General features: G+C 51.9%; 22 protein-coding genes and 1 tRNA gene. 8 read left to right on the top strand and 15 right to left on the bottom strand.

Annotated elements, in window-relative coordinates; all coding sequences use genetic code 11:
* The first annotated feature begins 132 nt into the window (after nucleotides 1-132).
* Nucleotides 133-1839, top strand: coding sequence for a chemotaxis protein (locus Q4501_RS09720; protein WP_303596020.1), 1707 nt, complete (start codon nucleotides 133-135; stop codon nucleotides 1837-1839).
* Between the two features lie 93 nt (nucleotides 1840-1932).
* Here Q4501_RS09720 and Q4501_RS09715 read toward each other — a convergent pair whose 3' ends face one another.
* Nucleotides 1933-2247, bottom strand: a complete 315-nt coding sequence (locus Q4501_RS09715) for an SCP2 sterol-binding domain-containing protein (protein ID WP_303596019.1) — start codon at nucleotides 2245-2247, stop codon at nucleotides 1933-1935.
* Between the two features lie 228 nt (nucleotides 2248-2475).
* Here Q4501_RS09715 and sohB point away from each other — a divergent pair, with 228 nt between their 5' ends.
* Nucleotides 2476-3537, top strand: coding sequence for a protease SohB (gene sohB, locus Q4501_RS09710; protein ID WP_303596018.1), 1062 nt, complete (start codon nucleotides 2476-2478; stop codon nucleotides 3535-3537).
* A 61-nt stretch (nucleotides 3538-3598) separates the two neighbouring features.
* Here sohB and Q4501_RS09705 read toward each other — a convergent pair whose 3' ends face one another.
* The 4 genes from Q4501_RS09705 to metH form a co-directional block, all read right to left on the bottom strand.
* A complete protein-coding gene (locus tag Q4501_RS09705) occupies nucleotides 3599-4105 on the bottom strand; it encodes a DUF934 domain-containing protein (RefSeq protein ID WP_303596017.1) in 507 nt (168 codons plus the stop codon).
* The gene (locus Q4501_RS09700; RefSeq protein ID WP_303596016.1) at nucleotides 4098-5750 is read right to left on the bottom strand and encodes a nitrite/sulfite reductase; all 1653 of its coding nucleotides are present in this window, start codon (nucleotides 5748-5750) and stop codon (nucleotides 4098-4100) included. The genes Q4501_RS09705 and Q4501_RS09700 overlap by 8 nt, the downstream gene beginning before the upstream one ends.
* Nucleotides 5751-6123: 373 nt before the next feature.
* Entirely contained in the window at nucleotides 6124-6366 is a 243-nt protein-coding gene (locus Q4501_RS09695) for a DUF2970 domain-containing protein (RefSeq protein WP_303596015.1), read from the bottom strand.
* A 33-nt stretch (nucleotides 6367-6399) separates the two neighbouring features.
* The gene (metH, locus tag Q4501_RS09690) at nucleotides 6400-10098 is read right to left on the bottom strand and encodes a methionine synthase (protein ID WP_303596014.1); all 3699 of its coding nucleotides are present in this window, start codon (nucleotides 10096-10098) and stop codon (nucleotides 6400-6402) included.
* 241 nt (nucleotides 10099-10339) lie between these two features.
* Between metH and nfuA the strand changes: the two genes are divergently transcribed.
* The 3 genes from nfuA (at nucleotide 10340) to Q4501_RS09675 (ending at nucleotide 12726) form a co-directional block, all read left to right on the top strand.
* On the top strand, nucleotides 10340-10927 hold the full coding sequence (nfuA, locus tag Q4501_RS09685; protein ID WP_303596013.1) for a Fe-S biogenesis protein NfuA: 588 nt from the start codon (nucleotides 10340-10342) through the stop codon (nucleotides 10925-10927).
* Nucleotides 10928-11106: 179 nt separating this feature from the next.
* Complete coding sequence (locus Q4501_RS09680; RefSeq protein WP_303596012.1) at nucleotides 11107-12306, top strand: DUF445 domain-containing protein; 1200 nt, start codon at nucleotides 11107-11109, stop codon at nucleotides 12304-12306.
* 27 nt (nucleotides 12307-12333) lie between these two features.
* Nucleotides 12334-12726 carry a hypothetical protein gene (locus Q4501_RS09675; RefSeq protein WP_303596011.1) on the top strand — a complete coding sequence of 131 codons (393 nt, stop codon included), beginning with the start codon at nucleotides 12334-12336 and terminating at the stop codon, nucleotides 12724-12726.
* A gap of 32 nt (nucleotides 12727-12758) precedes the next feature.
* Here the strand turns inward: Q4501_RS09675 and Q4501_RS09670 are convergent, their stop codons facing one another.
* The 5 genes from Q4501_RS09670 to Q4501_RS09650 all read right to left on the bottom strand — a co-directional run bounded on the left by Q4501_RS09670 (nucleotide 12759) and on the right by Q4501_RS09650 (nucleotide 15000).
* A complete protein-coding gene (locus Q4501_RS09670; RefSeq protein WP_303596010.1) occupies nucleotides 12759-13085 on the bottom strand; it encodes a TusE/DsrC/DsvC family sulfur relay protein in 327 nt (108 codons plus the stop codon).
* Nucleotides 13086-13088: 3 nt separating this feature from the next.
* Complete coding sequence (gene tusB / locus Q4501_RS09665; protein ID WP_303596009.1) at nucleotides 13089-13373, bottom strand: sulfurtransferase complex subunit TusB; 285 nt, start codon at nucleotides 13371-13373, stop codon at nucleotides 13089-13091.
* A 37-nt stretch (nucleotides 13374-13410) separates the two neighbouring features.
* Complete coding sequence (locus Q4501_RS09660) at nucleotides 13411-13761, bottom strand: DsrE family protein (RefSeq protein WP_303596008.1); 351 nt, start codon at nucleotides 13759-13761, stop codon at nucleotides 13411-13413.
* Between the two features lie 2 nt (nucleotides 13762-13763).
* Nucleotides 13764-14180, bottom strand: coding sequence for a sulfurtransferase complex subunit TusD (tusD, locus tag Q4501_RS09655; protein ID WP_303596007.1), 417 nt, complete (start codon nucleotides 14178-14180; stop codon nucleotides 13764-13766).
* Between the two features lie 100 nt (nucleotides 14181-14280).
* Nucleotides 14281-15000, bottom strand: a complete 720-nt coding sequence (locus Q4501_RS09650) for a Bax inhibitor-1/YccA family protein (RefSeq protein ID WP_368497446.1) — start codon at nucleotides 14998-15000, stop codon at nucleotides 14281-14283.
* 262 nt (nucleotides 15001-15262) lie between these two features.
* On the opposite strand from Q4501_RS09650, the gene Q4501_RS09645 reads away from it, so the two are divergent.
* Together Q4501_RS09645 and Q4501_RS09640 are read left to right on the top strand one after the other, a co-directional pair.
* A tRNA-Ser gene (locus tag Q4501_RS09645) sits at nucleotides 15263-15353 on the top strand.
* Nucleotides 15354-15544: 191 nt separating this feature from the next.
* On the top strand, nucleotides 15545-15763 hold the full coding sequence (locus tag Q4501_RS09640; RefSeq protein ID WP_303596006.1) for a hypothetical protein: 219 nt from the start codon (nucleotides 15545-15547) through the stop codon (nucleotides 15761-15763).
* 75 nt (nucleotides 15764-15838) lie between these two features.
* Here the strand turns inward: Q4501_RS09640 and hemH are convergent, their stop codons facing one another.
* From hemH to Q4501_RS09620, 4 genes are all read right to left on the bottom strand, one after another.
* Nucleotides 15839-16948: a ferrochelatase gene (gene hemH, locus Q4501_RS09635; protein WP_303596005.1), complete on the bottom strand. Its 1110-nt coding sequence runs from the start codon at nucleotides 16946-16948 to the stop codon at nucleotides 15839-15841.
* 42 nt (nucleotides 16949-16990) lie between these two features.
* Nucleotides 16991-17419, bottom strand: coding sequence for a TIGR01244 family sulfur transferase (locus tag Q4501_RS09630; RefSeq protein WP_303596004.1), 429 nt, complete (start codon nucleotides 17417-17419; stop codon nucleotides 16991-16993).
* Nucleotides 17420-17527: 108 nt separating this feature from the next.
* Nucleotides 17528-17968 carry a YeeE/YedE family protein gene (locus Q4501_RS09625; protein ID WP_303596003.1) on the bottom strand — a complete coding sequence of 147 codons (441 nt, stop codon included), beginning with the start codon at nucleotides 17966-17968 and terminating at the stop codon, nucleotides 17528-17530.
* A gap of 4 nt (nucleotides 17969-17972) precedes the next feature.
* The gene (locus Q4501_RS09620; protein ID WP_303596002.1) at nucleotides 17973-18410 is read right to left on the bottom strand and encodes a YeeE/YedE family protein; all 438 of its coding nucleotides are present in this window, start codon (nucleotides 18408-18410) and stop codon (nucleotides 17973-17975) included.
* A gap of 393 nt (nucleotides 18411-18803) precedes the next feature.
* On the opposite strand from Q4501_RS09620, the gene Q4501_RS09615 reads away from it, so the two are divergent.
* A complete protein-coding gene (locus tag Q4501_RS09615) occupies nucleotides 18804-19220 on the top strand; it encodes a phasin family protein (RefSeq protein WP_303596001.1) in 417 nt (138 codons plus the stop codon).
* Between the two features lie 38 nt (nucleotides 19221-19258).
* Here Q4501_RS09615 and Q4501_RS09610 read toward each other — a convergent pair whose 3' ends face one another.
* Entirely contained in the window at nucleotides 19259-19888 is a 630-nt protein-coding gene (locus tag Q4501_RS09610) for a TetR/AcrR family transcriptional regulator (RefSeq protein ID WP_303596000.1), read from the bottom strand.
* Nucleotides 19889-19900 lie beyond the last annotated feature (12 nt).

Below are 19900 nucleotides of genomic sequence, written 5' to 3'. Positions count from 1 at the left end.
TTTTTGAGATCGCATACTTTGGCCGGAAGGATTACAAACGGCTACTAATAACAAAGGTCTGGCACGGATCGTTGCCAGGCCGTATTTCACTTGGACGGCGCGGAAGTTTCCGCAGATTAACAGGAAGCGTTTATGGTTCAATCGTCTCTGGCGACGAAATCGCAGTCGTTTGATCTGGTCAAAAGTGAAATAGAACAGACCATCAAGCAGGCCGAATCGAGTCTCGAACGCTTTCAGGAAAACCGCGAAAGCGGTGAAGATCTTCAGAACTGTCTGGATTTTTTGAATCAGCTTCGCGGCATTTTCATTCTGGTGGAACTTCGTGGCGGAACCTTGTTGTGCCAGGAAGCGGTAACCATGGCAAATGACGTTCCGGTAGGGGCGAACGACGACAAAAATATCCTGCTGACCACCTTGAGCAACGCGTTGTTTATCCTGCGACGCTATGTTGAGTACTACCATCAGCAGCGAGAAGACCACCCTGAGTTGCTGCTCCCGGTCATCAATGATCTGCGCGAAGCTCGTAGAGAAAAACCTTACCCCGAATCGCGTTTTTTCGAAGTCGACGTAAAAGACCGACCGGATTTTTGTAAGGGTCTTCCGGCTCCGGCTTTCGACGGTAATGAGTCCGAATACGAGATTGTTGCCCGGCGTATGCGCCTGACTTTTCAGGTAGCGCTTCTGGGTTTGCTCCGGGATCGCAACCCGGTGGTCAGCCAGAAACTCATAGGCCGCTCAGCCCGTGGTTTTGTTCGTCTGTGCCAAGGGGCACCGATGGGGCAGATGTGGTGTCTCGTAGCCATAGCCGCGGATACCATGCTGGATCGCGCGATGCCTTTTACCAAAGCCCGCAAGCGTATGTTCATGCGAATCGAAAAGTATGCGCGTGAAGTGGTGTACGTGGGCAAGGTGGCAACAGCTAAAGATGCACCAGACTCCCTCGTTCGTGATCTTATTTATCTTTTGTACCGCAGCGGCTCCGGAAATCCGGAAGTTACTGCCGTGCTCTCAGACTTTCAGCTGACACCTGCAGAATTTCCCGATTCTATTCTGGAAGCCCATTCGCGCCGACTTTATGGGCCGGGCGCTGATGTACTCAAGTCGCTCTCTGAGGCTTTGCAGGATGAGCTGAACCAGCTCAAAGACAAACTCGACATTATCGAACGTGGCATTGAGCCAGACCTGGCAGAACTGTCGTCGATTGCCGAAACCCTTGAGCGTCTCGGCAACACTCTGGTAATGCTCGACCTCAGTCGCTTGGCGACCATCGCCCGCGATGAAGCTGTCAAGCTGCGGACCTGGGAGAGCGAATCGCGATTGCCCGGCGAAGAAGAACTCTTCCGCCTCGCGGATTCAGTACTGGGTATTGAAGATGCCGTTATGCAGATAGTCAGTCGCGGCATTACGTCGGAAACCGATGCGTTGGCGGGAAGTGAGCACAGCCATGAAGAATCGGTTTATCTTCAAGAGGCCGTCTACGTAGTGGCCGACGAAGCACGAAGCGCACTGACGCTGGCCAAACGTGCGATTACTGCGTTTGTTGAATCGGACTATGACAAGCTTCATCTCGCTAATCTGCCGGCAACGTTGCACAGCATTTGGGGTGGGCTGCAAATGGTTAACGATCCTGGAGCCGCGCATGTACTCGAGAGGGTTTCAGCGTCGATACAGGAGCGTTTACTGGATGCCAACGACGTACCTGAAACTCAGGTCCTGGAAGCGCTGGCGGACGCTCTGACATCCCTTGAGTACTATATAGAAAGCATCGGCAAGCCGGAGGAAAGTAACCTGGATCTGCTCAGACTTGCAGAAACGTCTATGGACGACGTGGGTCTTTGATAACGGTTTGATCCAATATTCCAGGCAACAAAAAACCCGCGTTTGGTGCGGGTTTTTTTATGAGCTCAACTCTTGATGCCTCAATAGAGACCATCAGCCCATATTGAACAGCTCGCCCAGTTTGGTGGCCAACATCATGTCGCCTTCGGCGCGCAGCTGGCCTGCCATAAAGGCCTGCATGCCGTCGGTTTCGCCGGAAACAATACCCTGCAGGGTTTCAGAGTTCATGATAAGCGTTACTGAAGGGTCTTCGTGAGGGCCTTCATGCAGTGTGCATGTTCCGTCTTTGATGACCAGATGATGGATTTTGTCATCTTCGATATCAAACTGGAATACAAGATCCAGGCCCTGAGCTGCGTCTGCGTTGAAGTTCTGCTCGAGTTTCTGAAAGATTTGATCTACAGACATTATTTTACCCTTTTTGATGGTTGTCTTGTCATGATAACGGCTTTGGGTGCCTGGCTTTGCAAGCCTCGGCGGCAGCCGGGTAGAGCCGACTTCGCCATTCGACTTTATGGTGAGATTTAATCACTGTCAAGCTCGATCGAACGCTTGTTTTAATTTTTTTGCTCTGCTTATCACCAGAGTTTCGGTAAGTTACACTCTCGTGCTTGCTTAACTGGCTGGAGAAGCGATTTGGAGTTCCTGACTGAATACGGTTTGTTTTTGGCAAAGGTGGTCACTTTTGTTATTGCAGCAATAGTGGTCGTGTCCATTATTGTCTCGGCAACCCATAAAGAGAGGGGGGACCACGACGAGGGTGAGCTGCAAATCCGCAAGCTCAACGATAAATATCGAAAGTTGCGTGAGTCTATTCAGGCTCGATTGATGTCTGATTACGAACGTAAAGCCTGGAGTAAAGCCAAAAAGAAAAAAGACAAGGCAGAAAAAAAAGCGGATAAAGCCAAGAAGTCCGATGCCGATTCTCCTGAGGCTGCTCCTGCACGCATCTATGTTCTGGATTTTGATGGTGACATTAAAGCCAGTGAAACCGATACACTCCGTCGTGCTATTTCTGCGGTACTGAGTGTTGCAGAGCCTGGTAAAGATGAAGTGGTTATCCGGTTGGAAAGTGGCGGTGGACTGGTGCATTCCTATGGCCTGGCGGCAGCACAACTTGACAGGATCCGTAGCAAGGGCATCCACCTCACAGCTTGTGTAGATAAAGTGGCTGCAAGCGGTGGTTACATGATGGCCTGTGTGGCGGACCGGATTATCGCCTCGCCGTTTGCTGTACTCGGTTCGATTGGGGTGGTTGCCCAACTGCCTAACTTTAACCGGCTACTTAAGAAAAATAACGTGGATTTTGAAGTGCTGACAGCTGGTGAGCACAAGCGGACCATGACCATTTTCGGTGAAAATACAGAGAAGGGCCGGCAAAAATTCCTGGAAGACCTGGAAGATACGCACGTTCTGTTCAAGGAATATGTAAGCGAACGTCGCCCGGAACTCGATATTGCGGCTGTAGCTACGGGCGATATCTGGTTCGGGAAGCGTGCTCTGGAAGTGAAGCTTGTTGACGAGATCAAAACCTCTGATGAATATCTTATCGAAGCTTGCGACAGGGCAGACGTAGTTTCCGTTTCATTCGAACGTAAGCGAACCCTTCCCGAAAAACTCGGATTGGCGACCAGTGCGGCACTTGAACACTCTGTATGGAAGGTTCTCAGCGCGCTTCGCAACCAGAAAATCCAATAGTACTTCGAACATTCAGGGGCGGCAGGCCTGCCGCCCCTGAATGTGTAACCCGGCATTAAGGCTAAGACGCTCTGCGTCGAAACAGCGGCAAATCTGTGTCCGTCGCTGCCTGGTAGCCCTGACTGAAGAAGTTCAGAGATTGTGCCGCTTTGCGGATATCTTTATCAGGCCGAAGCTCATAAGTATCAAAGCCGCAACGTTTCATAAACTGAAGTTGATCCAGTAGCACATCGCCAATCGCCCGCAGTTCGTTTTTATAGCCAAACCGTTCTCTCAACAAGCGGCCTATGCTGTAACCCCGCCCATCACTGAACTTTGGGAAATTCACGGCAATCAACGGCAGTTCATGAACATAGTCTGCCAGAATCTCCGGCTCATCATGGCTGTCGAACCACACCCCGATATCATCTCTTCCGGCGAAATGTTGGCGACCCTCAAGCCAAACCTCGGCCGGTATCAGCGCGCTTTTATTATCAGGAATATCCAATGCATCCCCGGCTTCTGAGCGGGGAACAACAACCCACCCGTTCTGACGGACACTGCCGTCCTGAAAAATGATGTCAGGCATAAACCCGCTCCTTGAAAGGTCCGATTCCAACACGACGATAAGTATCCAGGAAAGATTCCTCTTCCGTGCGTTTGGTTACGTAAACATCGACAATCTTGCTGATTACCTCGGGCATCTCATCCCGCGCGAAAGAAGGGCCCAGAATTTTACCGATTGAAGCATCATGCTGTGATGACCCACCCAGGCTGACCTGGTAGAACTCCTGACCCTTTTTGTCGACCCCCAGAACACCGATAGTGCCGACATGGTGGTGGCCACAAGCATTCATGCAACCCGAAATGTTCAAGTCGATTTCGCCTAGGTCATACAAAAAGTCGAGGTTGTCGAAACGGCGCTGAATCGATTCGGCTACCGGAATGGACTTGGCATTTGCCAAGGCACAGAAATCACCACCAGGACAGCAGATAATATCTGTCAAGGTATTCAGGTTGGCTGTTCCGAACCCCATAGGAACAATCTGCTGCCAAAGCTCCAGCAGGCGATCCTGACGAACATCTGCCAGCACCACGTTCTGTTGATGAGTTACCCGCACTTCACCGAAACTGAATTCATCTGCAAGGTCTGCAATCTGTTCCAGCTGCCGGTCGGTCACATCGCCTGGTGGTGTGCCGGTTTTCTTCATGGTTAAAGAAACGATGGCGTACCCGGTTTTTTTATGGGTATCCACGTTGTGCTTCACCCACTGATCAAACTCACGGTTTTCGAACCGTTGCTGCGCCAGCAGGTCAGCTCGGCTGTTCAGGGCAGCATATGCAGGCTCGGTGAAGTAGCCCTGAACCCGCTCAATCGCCTCAGGGGTCAGGCGGCTTGGCGAATCCTTGATGTGCGCCCATTCAGCTTCAACTTTCTCGGCAAAACCCTCTGGCGTCAAAGCCTTTACCAGGATCTTGATGCGTGCCTTGAACTTGTTGTCGCGGCGACCATAGCGGTTGTAGACCCTCAGAACGGCTTCCAGATAGGTAAGCAAGTCTAGCTCCGGTAGAAACTCACGGATAACCGGGGCAACCATTGGCGTGCGCCCCAGGCCACCACCTACATGAACCCGAAAACCAATCTCTCCCGCTTCATTGCGCACAATTTGAAGCCCTATATCGTGCACCCGGATAGCAGCTCTGTCAGTTTTCTCTGAGGCATTGACGGCAACCTTGAATTTTCTTGGCAGAAACGCAAATTCCGGATGAAAGGTCGACCACTGACGAATAATTTCGCAGTAGGGCCGGGGGTCTACCAGTTCATCTGACTGTACAGCCGCAAATTGGTCTGTCGTGGTATTCCTTATGCAGTTTCCGCTGGTCTGGTTGGCATGCATCTCCACTTCCGCCAGTTCAGCCAGAATGTCAGGCACGTCTTCCACTGCCGGCCAGTTAAGCTGGACATTTTGTCGTGTCGTGAAGTGTGCGTAACCTTTATCGTAATCTCGTGTAATCCGTGCCAGACGGCGCAGTTGAACAGAGCGCAACATACCGTAAGGCACACAGATGCGCAGCATGGGTGCAAGCCGCTGAACGTAGAGACCGTTCTGAAGGCGCAAAGGGAGAAATTCGTCCTCTGCCAACTCTCCGGCCAGCGCCCGCGTGGTCTGATCCCGGAATTGTGCAACCCGCTCGGCCATCATTTGCCGATCGTGTTCATCGTATACGTACATAAAGGAAAGTCCTGGATAAAATGTCGTAACGGCTTGCGCCGGACAGATTCAGTTTATGAATTGCCAAGTGCGCCCGAAATCGGGGCCTTATATCTGAAACGAAGGATAACAGCGGCTTTTTATTCTAGAAACGATTATTTCAAGATATGTTTATCGATTCAGGTGATAAGGAGAGATGCGGCAAGCTGGACGAATGTCAATTTGCTGCTTTAATGAGGGAAGAATAACAATTTGCCGTCTTACCGAGAACAAAGGAGCACACGATGAAAAAACTCATGCGATCAGACAGCTACGCCGATGCCATAGCTTCAGTGGCACTTGTGGCGCTTGTAGTTGTGTTCGCCGTGGTTTGGGTTTCAGGGCAGTAGACCTACTACTGCCCGGATAGAACTACCCGCACGACAAGAACGAGTGTGCCAACGAAAAGTGTTGTGAACAGCAGGCCACCAATAATGTATGGCCAGGGGCTATGGCTCGCAAAATCTTCTTCATGGCGCTTGTTGGACTGAACACCCAGAGCGCCGGCTGCGACGCTCTGCATTACTTTAAAAACGCTGGGGCCGGTGCCTCTGGCTTTTTTATTATTGGTTTTTTCTGTATCCGGCGCATTTGTCATAAAGCTCATCCTGTCTGAGTGTGAGACTGATCTTTATTCGGCCGGATCGTATGCCAAGCTGGGTGCCAGCCAGCGCTCCGCTTCCGCCTTGGAAAGACCTTTACGCTCAGCATAGTCCTCAACTTGATCCACGCCAATTTTACCCACTGCAAAAAACTTTGAGTCCGGATGTGAAAAATACCAGCCTGAAACAGCTGCCGTTGGGAACATCGCAAAGTGTTCCGTCAGCTCTATGCCGGTTTTTTCTGTTGCATCCAGCAGTTGGAATAGCGTCTCTTTCTCGGTGTGATCCGGGCATGCCGGATATCCCGGGGCAGGGCGAATACCACGATAGCGTTCTTTGATCAGGTCTTCGTTCGCCAGTTGCTCTACTGAGTCATAGCCCCAGAACTCTTTGCGCACCCGTTCGTGCATGCGCTCGGCAAAGGCCTCCGCCAGACGGTCGGCCAGGGCTTTTACCATGATGGCGTTATAGTCATCGTGAGCATCTTTATACTCTAGTGACATCTCTTCGGCGCCAATGCCGGTGGTTACCGCGAAACCACCAACATAGTCGCAGTGGTCTGAGCCTTCTTCTGCAACAAAGTCCGAGAGGGCCATCATCGCCTTGCCCGGGGCTTTTTCATCTTGCTGGCGCAAATGGTGCAGGGTGGTCAGCTCTTCGGTACGGCTTTCGTCCGTGTAAACGACAATGTCGTCCCCGCGACGGTTAGCTGGCCAAAATCCGATTATACCTGAAGCAGTTACACGTTTTTCCTCAACCATTTTGTGAAGGATGACCTGGGCATCGTCAAACAGGTTGCGAGCCGCTTCGCCGCGCTTGGGGTCATCAAATACCTGCGGGTACTTGCCGGCGATATCCCAGGAGATGAAAAACGGCGTCCAGTCTATATAGGGCACCAACTCATTGAGATCATACTCTTTGAACACCCGGGTGCCGGTGAAGGCAGGCTTGGGCGGCACATAATTCTCGAACGTGATTTCTGGCGCGCGCCCGCGGGCCTCTTTCAGGCTGACCAGTTTGGTACGGTCACCCCGGTTCTTACGGCGCTCCCGGATTTCATCGTATTCTTTACGCGCGGCGTCCACGACTTCCGGTTTAGCCGTTTTGCTTAGCAGTTGCGAGGCGACATTAACGCATCGTGATGCGTCTGAAACGTACAGGGCAATGTCATTCTTATAGTGAGGTTCGATTTTTACAGCGGTATGTGCCTTGGAGGTAGTGGCACCGCCAATCATCAGTGGAAGTTGGAAATCCAGGCGCTGCATCTCCCGGGCCACATGAACCATTTCATCCAGTGACGGTGTGATCAGACCGCTCAGGCCAATAATGTCCACATTGTGTTCTTTGGCTGCTGCCAGAATCTTGTCACAGGGAACCATTACGCCCAGATCAATAACCTCGTAGTTATTACATTGCAGCACCACGCCAACGATGTTCTTGCCGATGTCGTGAACATCGCCTTTTACTGTGGCCATCAGTATCTTGCCTTTGGCCTGCTGGTCTTCGGACTTCTCTGCTTCGATGTACGGGATAAGGTGGGCCACAGCCTGCTTCATTACGCGGGCACTTTTGACAACCTGGGGCAGAAACATCTTCCCGTCGCCGAACAGGTCGCCGACAACGTTCATGCCATCCATCAACGGGCCTTCGATGACGTGAATCGGGCGCTCGGCCTGTTGGCGACACTCTTCTGTGTCTTCAATAATAAAATTGGTAATGCCTTTTACCAGGGAGTGTTCCAGGCGTTTGATCACCGGCCACTCGCGCCAGGCAAGATCTTCCTCCTGGGTTTTCCCGCCTTTACCTTTGAAACGCTCTGCTATTTCCAGTAGGCGATCCGTGGCATCTTCGCGTCGGTTGAGTACAACATCTTCAACCAGCTCTTTAAGCTCCGGTTCAATCTCGTCGTAAATCACCAGCTGGCCCGGGTTCACGATGCCCATGTTCATGCCGGCTTTGATCGCGTGATAGAGGAACACAGAGTGAATGGCCTCACGCACTACATCGTTTCCCCGGAAGGAAAAAGATACGTTGCTCACGCCGCCGGAAATGGACGCGTGGGGCAGATTCTTACGAATCCAGCGGCTGGCGTTTATGAAATCCACCGCGTAGTTGTTGTGTTCTTCGATGCCTGTGGCAATGGCGAAAACGTTCGGATCGAAGATAATGTCGCCGGGGTTGAAACCCATGCCAACAAGGATGTCGTAGGACCGCTTGCAGATCTCGGTTTTGCGCTCATAGGTATCGGCCTGGCCCTGCTCATCAAAGGCCATAACAACCACCGCAGCGCCGTAACGCATGCAGTCGCGAGCACGTTTGATAAAGGCTTCCTCGCCTTCCTTGAGGCTGATGGAATTCACTACGGCTTTACCCTGAATGCAGCGCAGACCAGCTTCGATGACTTCCCACTTGGAGGAGTCAATCATGATGGGTACTCTGGAGATATCCGGCTCTGAAGCAACCAGATTCAGGAAGGTAACCATTACCTCCTTTGAGTCCAGCATGCCTTCATCCATGTTGATATCGATGATCTGGGCACCGTTTTCAACCTGGTCCCGAGCCACGCTAAGCGCTTCTTCGTACTGTTCTTCTTTGATGAGACGCAGGAATCGCTTGGAGCCGGTAACGTTGGTCCGCTCACCCACATTAATAAACAGAGTGTTCTCGTCCCCGGTAAACGGCTCCAGACCGGAAAGGCGCAACGCTTCGGGCCGTGTCGGAATCTTTCGGGGTGGGTATTTGGCTACAGCCAAAGCGATTGCTTCAATATGCTCTGGGCGAGAGCCACAGCAACCGCCAATAATATTAAGGAAGCCGTCCCGCGCGAAGCCTTCAATGATGTCTGCCATCTCTTCCGGCGTTTGATCGTATTCTCCGAACTCGTTTGGCAGGCCAGCGTTCGGATGTGCGCTAACATAGGTAGTTGCCTTGGCTGACAGTTCTTCTACGTATGGCCGCAGGGCGTCAGCACCGAGAGCGCAGTTAAGGCCTACAGAAATGGGCCGCGAATGTGCAACGGAGTTCCAGAACGCCTCCGTGGTCTGCCCGGAAAGCGTGCGACCGGAAGCATCGGTTATGGTGCCCGAAATCATGATCGGAAGTTCTACGCCGCTGTCTTCAAAATACTGCTGGGTCGCGTAGATTGCGGCTTTCGCGTTCAGAGTATCGAAAATGGTTTCAATAAGAATAAGGTCGCAGCCGCCTTCAACCAAGCCTGCGACCGATTCGTAGTAGTTGTCTACCAGAGTCTGGAAATCAACGTTTCGGAAGCCCGGGTTGTTTACGTCCGGCGATAAAGATGCAGTACGCGAGGTAGGACCTACAGCGCCGGCAACAAACCGGGGCTTTTGCGGGTTCTTTTCGGTAAATTCATCGGCTACTTGCCGAGCCAGCTTTGCCGCGGCGACGTTAAGCTCTTTAGAAATTTCTTCAAGACCGTAGTCCGCCTGAGATACCCGGGTAGAATTAAAGGTATTGGTTTCAATGATATCTGCGCCGGCATCCAGGTACTCGGCGTGAATATTCCTCAGCAGAGCCGGCTGGGTGAGATTCAGCAGGTCATTGTTTCCTTGCACCTCCCGGTCGTAGTCGGCGAACCGATCGCCACGGAACGCTTGCTCGTCCAGTTTCTGATTCTGGATCATGGTTCCCATGCCGCCATCAAGAATCACAATGCGTTCTTGCAGGGCTTTGTGAAGTTGTTTCAGGCGAGTAATGCGATCGGTCATAGTCAGTTCCGGATGTCGGTATAAACAGCGTATTTGTGTCTTTGGCGCGCGATCATAGCAAAATGGCGGTGCCAGTCGTAGTTTCGTGCATGGTTATTCTTTACCTACGTCAAGCTCCGGGCATCGGGTATATGATACGGGTAAGTCATTACCCGGCAAAAGACCAACTAATTTACTTGGTCTTTCATGTTGCAGCGAACTGCCTTAAAATGAATACAAACTTACCAACGGGTTTACAAACATGGCATTGGTTACTGTGACAGATCCCGCACGGGATTATCTTGCACAACTTATCGAAAAGCAGGATGTGGAAGGCATGGGTGTGCGAATATTCGTAACTCAGCCAGGCACCAAAAATGCTGAAACCTGCTTGGCGTATTGCCCGCCTAACGAGATTGTACCTACAGATGAGCAGGTAGATCTCGAAAAGTTCACTTTGTACCTGGATCACAACTCCGTACCTTTTCTTGAAGAGGCCTTCGTTGACTACTCCAAAGATCAAATGGGTGGCCAGCTCACTATCAAGGCACCGAATGCGAAGGTGCCGAACGTTGACGATGATGCACCACTGCCTGATCGTGTGAATTATGTACTGGCTTCAGAGATAAACCCCAATCTTGCTGCCCACGGCGGTGATGTGTCACTGGTGGAGATTGTGGACGAGTCCGTCGCTGTACTTCGCTTTGGTGGTGGTTGCCAGGGCTGCTCCGCGGTCAGTCTTACCCTGAAGCAAGGCGTTGAATCGACCCTCAAGGAGCGAGTACCTGAAATTACCGCCGTTCGGGATGTAACGGATCATACGCAAACCGAAAACGCCTACTACCAGTAATGTACAGTGCGGGCGTTCTTGCGCCTGCACTTATTCTTTCGCGGTGGCGGTTCGGCCAATGCCCTTGGTGCCGAGCTATAGCATTATCTACTCCATAAACAGAGGCAGTAAATTCTGCCTCGGCCTGCGGGGAAACGAGATACTCTACAGGCCAGACTTCTGCTTTTATGGGGTACCGCTTGATCGACGCTGCACTTCTTTCCGTGCCCATTATGGCCGCCTTTACGGGCTGGTTTACGAACTGGCTTGCAATACAAATGTCGTTCTATCCGGTTCACTTTATGGGGATCGGGCTAATAGGGTGGCAAGGCGTTATTCCCCGCAAATCAGAAAAGATGGCGCACATCTGTATCGACCGGACCCTCAGGCAGTTTGGTGATCTGAACGCCGTTTATCAGAAACTTGAACCCCAGCGCATAATCGAACAGGTAATTTCCCAGGTAACACCAAGATTGGATGAGTACATCGACGAGGTGATGTATGAAATCCAACCGGTGCTCTGGGACAATCTGCCTTTATTCTTGCGTCGGCGGATATATCAGTGGGCTCGAGAGCAGTTGCCTGACAGGGTGGGGGATCTTGTTGATGATTTTGGTGATGACCTTGGGGAATTGGTCGACCTTAAAGCCTTGCTGAGCACTGAGCTGAAACACCACCCGGATCTCATGAATCGCATATTCCAGAAGGCGGGCGCAATTGAGCTTCGTTCCGTCGTTAACCGTGGGGCTGTTATTGGTGGTCTTTTGGGGTGTGTTCTTGCGCCAGTCTGGTCATCTTATCCAGTGCCATGGCTGCTGCCTGTTGGCGGCTTTGTTATTGGTTTCACCACGAACTGGATTGCCATCAATCTGATTTTTGCCCCGTTGAAGCCCCGACGATTTCTGTTCTGGAAAATTCAGGGTTTGTTCTTGCGACGCCAGCCGGAAATCAGCGAGATCTGGGCCAGGCTCGTTGCAGAGGAACTGATAACCGTCGAGAAGGTCGCTGACGCCATGATTAACGGTAGCCAGGGCGACCGTACCCGGGCGATCATCCAGAAGCACCTCAGGCCTCTGCTGGACAATTCCTTGTTGATGAAATTGGGTGCTCAGGTAACTGTAGGCATGAGCGGATATACCGAGCTGAAAAAAGCCATGAATCAGCAGGCACTACTTGCCACCCATGACGTGTTCAGCGACCCCGAGTTCAATAAAGAACGAGCGCCCATTGTTGCGAGCGTATTGTCCGGGCAAATGAAAGCGCTGCGACCTGCGGAATTCCAGGACATTCTCCGGCCCGCATTTCGTGAGGAGGAGGTTAAGCTCATGTTTGTCGGTGGCGTGTTAGGCGCCGTTGCTGGCGCAATTCAGCTTTATGCGTTGGCGCATTTTGCATTGTGACGTCCGGAATCTCGAAAGGAGAGAGCCATGCCTGAATGGACATTGATTGTTACACAGTTTTTGATAACCGCTGCTGCTGTTTTTGTTGTCCTCTACGGCTTTTGGGTACTCATCATTCGGCCCCATCTGGATCGCAAGGTCGCGGAGCTGATTGCAGCAGCAGAGGGTATTGAACCCCGTGTGGTTCGCGGCGTAAAAGCGGGTGTTTCCGAATCGCTTCGGGAGCTGCCTGAAAGTGCCTGGGACGGGACTGTAAAAGAGTCTACCCGGCAGTTTCTCAAGTTCGGGTCCGGACTGTTCGAGAACGGTTTAAGCAGTTTCCTGGGCGGTGCAGCGGATTTGGAGCGCAAGAGGCAGCAGGAGCAGGCCTCAGCTTCGCCGGAGGCCGAACAGAAACCTGAAAAGCCCACAGAAAACTAACCGCTGCGGCGTCGGCACTCGTCAAATATGGTCTACAGGCAGTTAGTTGGACGCGGCAAGCCGGCTATTCGGCAGGCTGTTTTCGCAGGTGTACCAGGGAACAGTTGCATGAGGTAGATACTGTTGCCCCTATCCTCGCCCAAAGCCTCTTTCACTGCTTTTACGAATAGCCTGTTTGAAGGCGGCGACATTTCATGTTTGCTGTAAAATATACGCAGGAACTCAATGATCTCCCAGTGTTTTTCACCGAGTGATATCTGGTCAGCCTCAGCGATCATGCTGGCAACTTCTGGAGTCCATTCGTGTGCATTTTCCAGAAAACCCTCATTATTTCTGGCTGGCGTTTCGAGGTCTGCCATAGGTCACCAGCTGATTATGTTTTGAGCCTGGGCTGTGAGATCAACCATGGCTGGGAAGTCCACCAGATGTGTCTCTGATGCGCAATCATCAAGACCCCGCGCCAGTACGTCTGCCTTCAGCGCATACACGGTAGTGTTGGGGTCATGAACGTCTGTTGTGGCGATAGCCAATACTGCACTCTCGGTGAGAAGCAAAGCGTCTCCAGCTCTGAGGGAGCGCATGCACTCAACAGAGCGTGAGTGCTCTGGAGCCTTGTTCAGGATGTGAAGGGTAGCAATGGGTTTCATAATGTTTTCCAGCTATCTACGTGAGGGTGCCTTGGGATCAACCTGAAAAAGCCGTGTGGGAATATTGATGTAGCAGGTTGGAGCTGTTTTCAGCTATGGCTACACCTGCCAACATGTTTTCGATTGTAAGCCCATATCGGGCGCAGGCTGAAGCCTCTGCGAACATTGCTTTCACGCCGAAAATGGGCGCCGCGGAAAGGTTCTTTTCTATGGACTTTTGTTCTATCCCGTCTGTTTTCTGGGATTTTCTTAGCCAGTTAACACCTGCCCCCGTGAACAGCAGCGAAACGCTTTGATCAAACGCTGCCAGGGAAAACGCCATATCGAGTGCCTCACGGCCAGCCCATGTTCCATAAGGTGGCTGGTCAATCACTATCAATGTGCTCACGCTCAGCCTCCCGCATGAAAATAGATAATCCGTGACGATGTCATGGTGCTTTCTACCCACTCCCCAAGCCCGGCAATAATAAAAGGCTCAAGGAGGTTGCTTGCTACCAGTTCGTGCCGCTTTTGCTCGGCATCGTCTACCAGGCCACGCCTTAAAGCAGATGCAATACAGACTACACCCGGGATACCGCTTTCTTTCAGGAACCCGGCCCATTCGCCTGGCCAATGAGTTTCATCTGAAGGCGGCGAAGAAAGCGCGGAAGCAAGATGAACTCCGTCGCCGTACAGAAATATCCTGTCTACTCTATGGCCCTTGGCAAGCGTAGCCCGAGCGAATGCCAAAGCCGTCTGCGGGGCCTGAGAAGAGTAGGGGGCCCCGGTAATTACCAGCGTATAGTTTTGCAGTTGGATAGCCGCCATGGTTTCGGTTTCTGCCTGAGGTAGTTCCAGTGTACCAATAGCAAAAACCCCGGCAAAGGCCGGGGTTATGCAAACTTACTGGCGCGAAGAGCGCCGGATATTAATCGTTGCCTGAGAAAGCACCGATGAGGTGGAGCAGGCTCACGAACAGGTTGTAAATGTTCAGGTACAGACCGGTTGTCGCCATGATGTAGTTGGTCTCACCGCCGTTCACAATACGGCTGGTGTCATACAGGATGAAGCCTGACATCAGGAACACAATCGCTGCACTGAGGGCCAGACTGATCGCTGTAACCTCAACACCAAACATGCCTGCTACCATGGTGCCCAAAGCGGCAACCAGTACCACGACCAAACCAGCAACCAGCATGCCACGCATGAAGCTGAAGTCTTTCTTGGTAGTCAGCACATAGCCGGAAAGGGCAAAGAATACCAGACCAGTTCCACCCAGGGCTTGCATGATAATCTGGCCGCCGTTGGAAAACTGCAGGTAATACATCAGGATCGGGCCTAGAGAAAGGCCAAGCAGCCCTGTAAAGGCGAACACAACGGCAATGCCGGCAGAGCTGTTAGCAGTGCGTGGCAGCACCAGCCAGATCAATGCAAGCGCCCCAAGGCTGCAAACAAGGCTCGCGCCCCGGCTCAAACCGATAGACATAGACACACCTGCCATGACTGCACTGAATAGCAGTGTCATCGCAAGCAGGGTGTATGTGTTACGCAAAACCTTGGTCGCTGAAGCACTGATCGGTGCAGTCGCGGACCCGCGGGCAATCATGCCCTTGCTGTCCTGCTGAACGTTGTACTGTCTGTTTTGCATTCTGATCTCCGGTTTGTTCCAGCTTGTTTGATTGCTTGTTTGCGCCCAGCCTCATGGCCTGATGGACGCCAATCACCCGTAATTACACTTCATAATAATGTCGAATTCTGAACTTTCAATCATTTACGACACGAAAGTGCTCTCCAGATTCCATTAAAAGCAGTTAATGTCGAAATATACGTCGGGTTTCACTCAGGGCGTTGACAGCACAGGCAATTCCGGTATCATGCACACCGCTGTCGACAGGCAGCAATGGAAAACCGGTGGGCTGGCAGAGTGGCTTAATGCAGCGGTCTTGAAAACCGCCGTACGTTAGTAGCGTACCCGGGGTTCGAATCCCTGGCCCACCGCCATTTTCCTTTCTTTCAGTGTGTTACCCTTCCTCAGACAATCCCTGAATATGCAAGTTCCATAATTCTCTCGCAGAATTGTCCATAGCCACAGCGATCTTTAAAGCACCAGACTTTAAACTTCAGGCAAACTACCCCATCTTCTCGTATATCGGCATTAATTGAACCTATACACAGGCAATCGGGAGAAGGTTATGTCAGAGAACAAATCAGCCACCGACCCAGATACGGATACTGGCGATCGCCGTGATCGCAAATTTTCTGTTTCCACCAATCGGGGCAAGGCAAGCCATCGCGTTCGCTATGTCGAGGCGGGTGGAGCGGCTGTAGATATTGATGAGTGTACTTTTTGCGAGTCGACGCCAGATCTATCCGAAACGTCGCAGTCGCCAAAGGGAAAAGAGGAAGATTAGGTTTGTCACGAAGGTTGCCGAGGCTGTGAGACGTGGCTCAGAGGCGGTCTGAAAGAGCGCGTCTGAGCCTTTTAATCAAAGATTGCGACCCGGGTAAACCAAGTCCTTTTGTTCGTCAGCGAGCTTCTGGCGGGTGGCCAGCTTATCAGGGTGGTTGTCCGTAGGTTGCCAGCCTTGCAGGTTTTCTTCTATCAGCTGTACCAGAGCATTGATGTGCCCGGGTGTGGCATTCAGGGCGGTTATGTAGCTGAAACCCTCACCGCCGGCTTCCATAAAGTAGCCACGGTTTTCTTCGTCAATTTCTTCAATGGTTTCGAGGCAATCCGATGAAAAGCCGGGGCAAAATACATCGATCGACTTAACACCTTGCCCCGGGAGCGCTTTCAGCGTCTCGTCAGTGTAAGGCTTGAGCCACTCTTCTTTGCCAAACCGCGACTGGAAGGTAGTGATGTACTCATCTTTCGATAGTCCCAGCCGCTCAGCCAGAAGCCTTGAGGTCTTGTGACACTCACAGTGGTAGGGGTCGCCCTTGGTCAGGTACTTTAGCGGAACTCCATGGTATGAAAGCACCAGTTTCTGGTGCCGACCATGGTTGGCCCAGTGTTCTTTGATATGGCTGGCCATGGCTTCGATGTAAGGCGGGTAGTCCGGATAATGGGAGATAAACCGCAAATCCGGTAACCAGCGGCGCTTGGAGAAATTTTTAGCGATCGCATCGAACGTGGATGCAGATGTGGACGCCGAGTACTGGGGGTAAAGCGGCAAAACCACCAACTTTCTAACGCCCTGGTCCTGCATTTCATCCAGTACTCTCGGTACCGACGGATTGCCGTAACGCATGGCAAAGCCAACCACCACGTCGGGACCATATTTCTTTTTCAGGATCTCTCGAATACCCTCGGCCTGCTTTGCGGTATGGATCAGCAATGGGGAGCCTTCGGGCTGCCACACGCTTGCATAGGCCGCTGCACTGCGCTTTGGGCGGATACGGAGGATAACGCCATGCAATATAAGCCACCACAGGGGGCGGGGTAGTTCGACAACTCGCGGATCGGAGAGAAACTCCGCCAGGTAACGTCGCAACGCTGAAGGGGTCGGGGCGTCTGGCGTACCAAGATTGGTGACCAGCACGCCAATTCTATCCGGCTGGTTATGCTGGAAATTCTCTGAACCTTTGTATTGCATGGGAAGGTGAATCCTGAGCGTTGAGCGTTCTAAGCGAAGCGGTTACTGATTTTCGGACTGCTGCGCCATGCGCGGAGCAAGACCACTCATGTCGTAGCCAGCACTACTGGCTTTGGTAAAAATTTCCTGGGCCGGCGTCGTCCGGGCAGCGTTCAGTGCCCAAAGTACCGTGCAGCGGGTTCCTGTCCTGCAAAAAGCCAATACGGGCTTTTCGGCATCACGGATCATTGCCCCGAAATGGTCAACATCGGCATCCGTAACATTTCCGGATTGAACGGGCATGTATACCCATTCCATCCCGTTTTCCCGAGCCGCAGCTTCAATGTCTGCCATTGCAGGCTGACCGAACTCTTCCTGATCCGGGCGATTGGCAACCAGTGTTTTGAAGCCGAGTCTGGCCGCCTCTGCCACATCTGCGTAGGCAATCTGGGGAGCGACAGAAATTGTGTCATCGATCTTTCTGATATCCATGGGGTTTATTCTCCGGATTCGGTAAAAATAGCTACGCCATCATCGCATAGGTGGTGGCACATGTCAGAATGAAACTCTGTAAAACAGCATACTTACGGGCGTTTTGTATCAGTGTTCAGCGAAACGAAATGCAGCTTTTCGTCGTTCAAGGATTTCAAATATTCCCATTCCAGCAACCATGGATGCCACGAAGACCATAGCTTTAACTTCACCAGCCCCTAAAGCTACGAGGCCAGGCCCCGGACAGAAACCAGCGATGCCCCAGCCAATGCCGAACAACAGGCCACCAACGATCAGGCGTTTATCTATGTGTGTGTGCCCGGGTACCTTCATGTCGAAACCAAGAAAGGAAAGGGTTCTCTTGCGGGCGAAGGTAAAAGTTACAAGGCCTACGATAACAGCACCGCCCATCACGAAGGCGAGTGAGGGGTCCCAAAGGCCGGCAATATCGAGGAATCCAAGCACCTTTTCGGGGTTTGCCATACCGGAAACAATAAGACCAAAACCAAACAGTAATCCCGCAAACAACGATGCAACAGCAGATTTCATGGAATTATACTCCCAGCACATGGCGGATAATGAAGACGGTTACAAACCCTGCAAACATAAAACTCAGAGTGGCTGCCAATGATCTGGGTGACAAGCGTGACAGACCACAGACACCATGACCGCTGGTACAGCCCGAGCCGTAGCGAGTTCCAATGCCGACAAGCAAACCGGCGATAATAAGTGCAGGGTATCCCGCCTCTATTTCGATGGGCGGTAATTTTGCGGCCAGGGCCCACAGGGCTGGCGCTCCGATAAGTCCGGCAAGAAAGGCAATTCGCCAACCTATGTCACCGGCAGAGGGGGTCAACAAACCGCCCAAGATGCCGCTAATTCCGGCAATTCGTCCATTCAGCAATAGAAAGCTCGCTGCGGCGAGGCCAACAAGCACGCCGCCAGCCAGCGCCGTCCAGGGAGTAAAACTACTCCAGGCAATATCAATCATTCAGAAACTCCTCGGTGCACGGTCTTGGAACAAAAATTTGGTATTACCGCCGATTTTACCCGAATCCAAAAGCTATTTTTGGAATAACCTTATAAGTAGATGCAATAATACCAAAAAAAAGCCCGGCTGGAATGCCGGGCAGAGGCGTGCGAGTAGTATCCATGAAAGACTTCCAGACAAACCGGCGTCAGCAGAGACTCCGGTATGCATAAGTATTGTCTATATTTTGAACACTTCAAGCGCCGAGGTGTTACGTCTGAAAACATTTTTTCATATGGAATCAATCTTTATATCGGAGCCTTTGATTCTGCGGCGTACAGGCCGACTGAAATCAATGGCAACCTGTAATATAATGCGATTTCGAGAGCATTTTTCTATCCCAGAGGTTGTTACATGTCTGACGAGAACGACAACAAGCCCGAAAATGATCCGCAGCTGGCTGCAAAAATAAAGGGTTCGGCCCGTCAGATATGGCTTGCGGGCCTGGGAGCCTACACAAAGGCGGAAGAAGATACCGGCAAGTTTTTTGAGCGTTTGGTACAGGAAGGCGAGCAGCTGGAGAACAGAACACGCGGAGTGGTAGAAAAACAGATTCGCTCTGTGGAAGACCGGGTTGAGGGTGTGCGTGAGCGGGCGACGGGTACCTGGGACAAGCTTGAACATCTGTTTGATGAGAGGGTGTCCGGAGCGTTGCGCCGGCTTGGCATTCATCGCCGTGAAGATATCGAGGGACTCGAAAAGAGAATTGAAGTACTTGAAGCGGAATTGGCAGAACTGCGCAAGAACAACCGTAGCGATGAAGAAGAATAGTTCGAAACGCCGGTAAGTACCGTATATCGGGGTCAGGTCTATAGATAGTCCTGGCTGGCCAATTTAGCGTGCTCTCGCTCATCCGGTGCGAAATACGGCAGCATAAGGTGCATCATCTGGTACACCCCCCGGCCAGGATCCACAGAATCACGATCATCAAGGTGTGAAAGAGTATCAAAAGCACTCCAGTAACACGCCGTAAGGGTTAGCTGTTTGCAAAGCGAATCCAGCTCCTCCTGCCCAATCTGCATCATGTTCTGGCGCCGCAGGCTTTCGCAGATACTCCTGAAAGCTTGGGTCTTCTTCTTCAAAATACGTCGAAAGCGAACCTGCAAGCGTTCATAACGAGATAGTACGTTAACCAGATCCTGATACAAAAACCGATAACGGGCCACGGCTTCAAAGAGTAGGTGAAGGAAAAAGCTCTGTTGATCTAGGCTGACATCGACGTCCTCTGGCACTGCCAGCAAGTCCAGCACTTCGGCTTCAAACGCTTCAAACAGCTCTTCGACGATATCGCCCTTGCTTCTGAAATGGTAATACAGATTGCCGGGGCTGATATCCAGCTCATCGGAAATCAACAGGGTCGTCACGTTGGGCTCGCCCAGATTATTGAACAGCGACAGGCTGGTGCTGAGGATGCGATCGCGGGTTTTTATTTTTGTCATATCACCCCCGAT

The sequence above is a fragment of the Marinobacter sp. 2_MG-2023 genome (assembly GCF_030546935.1).
Classification (GTDB): Bacteria; Pseudomonadota; Gammaproteobacteria; order Pseudomonadales; family Oleiphilaceae; genus Marinobacter.
Note: the sequence above shows the minus strand (reverse complement) of the source record. Positions and strands in the feature narration are given on the sequence as shown.

Bases quoted from the DNA above. Each gene is read 5' to 3' on its own strand.
- Q4501_RS09715 (WP_303596019.1), bottom strand. From the start codon at position 2,247: ATGTCTGTAGATCAAATCTTTCAGAAACTCGAGCAGAACTTCAACGCA.
- Q4501_RS09705 (WP_303596017.1), bottom strand. From the start codon at position 4,105: ATGCCTGACATCATTTTTCAGGACGGCAGTGTCCGTCAGAACGGGTGG.
- Q4501_RS09625 (WP_303596003.1), bottom strand. From the start codon at position 17,968: ATGAAATCTGCTGTTGCATCGTTGTTTGCGGGATTACTGTTTGGTTTT.
- Q4501_RS09700 (WP_303596016.1), bottom strand. From the start codon at position 5,750: ATGTACGTATACGATGAACACGATCGGCAAATGATGGCCGAGCGGGTT.
- Q4501_RS09675 (WP_303596011.1), top strand. From the start codon at position 12,334: ATGCCTGAATGGACATTGATTGTTACACAGTTTTTGATAACCGCTGCT.
- nfuA (WP_303596013.1), top strand. From the start codon at position 10,340: ATGGCATTGGTTACTGTGACAGATCCCGCACGGGATTATCTTGCACAA.
- Q4501_RS09610 (WP_303596000.1), bottom strand. From the start codon at position 19,888: ATGACAAAAATAAAAACCCGCGATCGCATCCTCAGCACCAGCCTGTCG.
- Q4501_RS09650 (WP_368497446.1), bottom strand. From the start codon at position 15,000: ATGCAAAACAGACAGTACAACGTTCAGCAGGACAGCAAGGGCATGATT.
- Q4501_RS09620 (WP_303596002.1), bottom strand. From the start codon at position 18,410: ATGATTGATATTGCCTGGAGTAGTTTTACTCCCTGGACGGCGCTGGCT.
- Q4501_RS09695 (WP_303596015.1), bottom strand. From the start codon at position 6,366: ATGACAAATGCGCCGGATACAGAAAAAACCAATAATAAAAAAGCCAGA.
- tusB (WP_303596009.1), bottom strand. From the start codon at position 13,373: ATGAAACCCATTGCTACCCTTCACATCCTGAACAAGGCTCCAGAGCAC.
- Q4501_RS09630 (WP_303596004.1), bottom strand. From the start codon at position 17,419: ATGGATATCAGAAAGATCGATGACACAATTTCTGTCGCTCCCCAGATT.
- hemH (WP_303596005.1), bottom strand. From the start codon at position 16,948: ATGCAATACAAAGGTTCAGAGAATTTCCAGCATAACCAGCCGGATAGA.
- metH (WP_303596014.1), bottom strand. From the start codon at position 10,098: ATGACCGATCGCATTACTCGCCTGAAACAACTTCACAAAGCCCTGCAA.
- Q4501_RS09670 (WP_303596010.1), bottom strand. From the start codon at position 13,085: ATGGCAGACCTCGAAACGCCAGCCAGAAATAATGAGGGTTTTCTGGAA.
- Q4501_RS09615 (WP_303596001.1), top strand. From the start codon at position 18,804: ATGTCTGACGAGAACGACAACAAGCCCGAAAATGATCCGCAGCTGGCT.
- Q4501_RS09640 (WP_303596006.1), top strand. From the start codon at position 15,545: ATGTCAGAGAACAAATCAGCCACCGACCCAGATACGGATACTGGCGAT.
- Q4501_RS09720 (WP_303596020.1), top strand. From the start codon at position 133: ATGGTTCAATCGTCTCTGGCGACGAAATCGCAGTCGTTTGATCTGGTC.
- tusD (WP_303596007.1), bottom strand. From the start codon at position 14,180: ATGGCGGCTATCCAACTGCAAAACTATACGCTGGTAATTACCGGGGCC.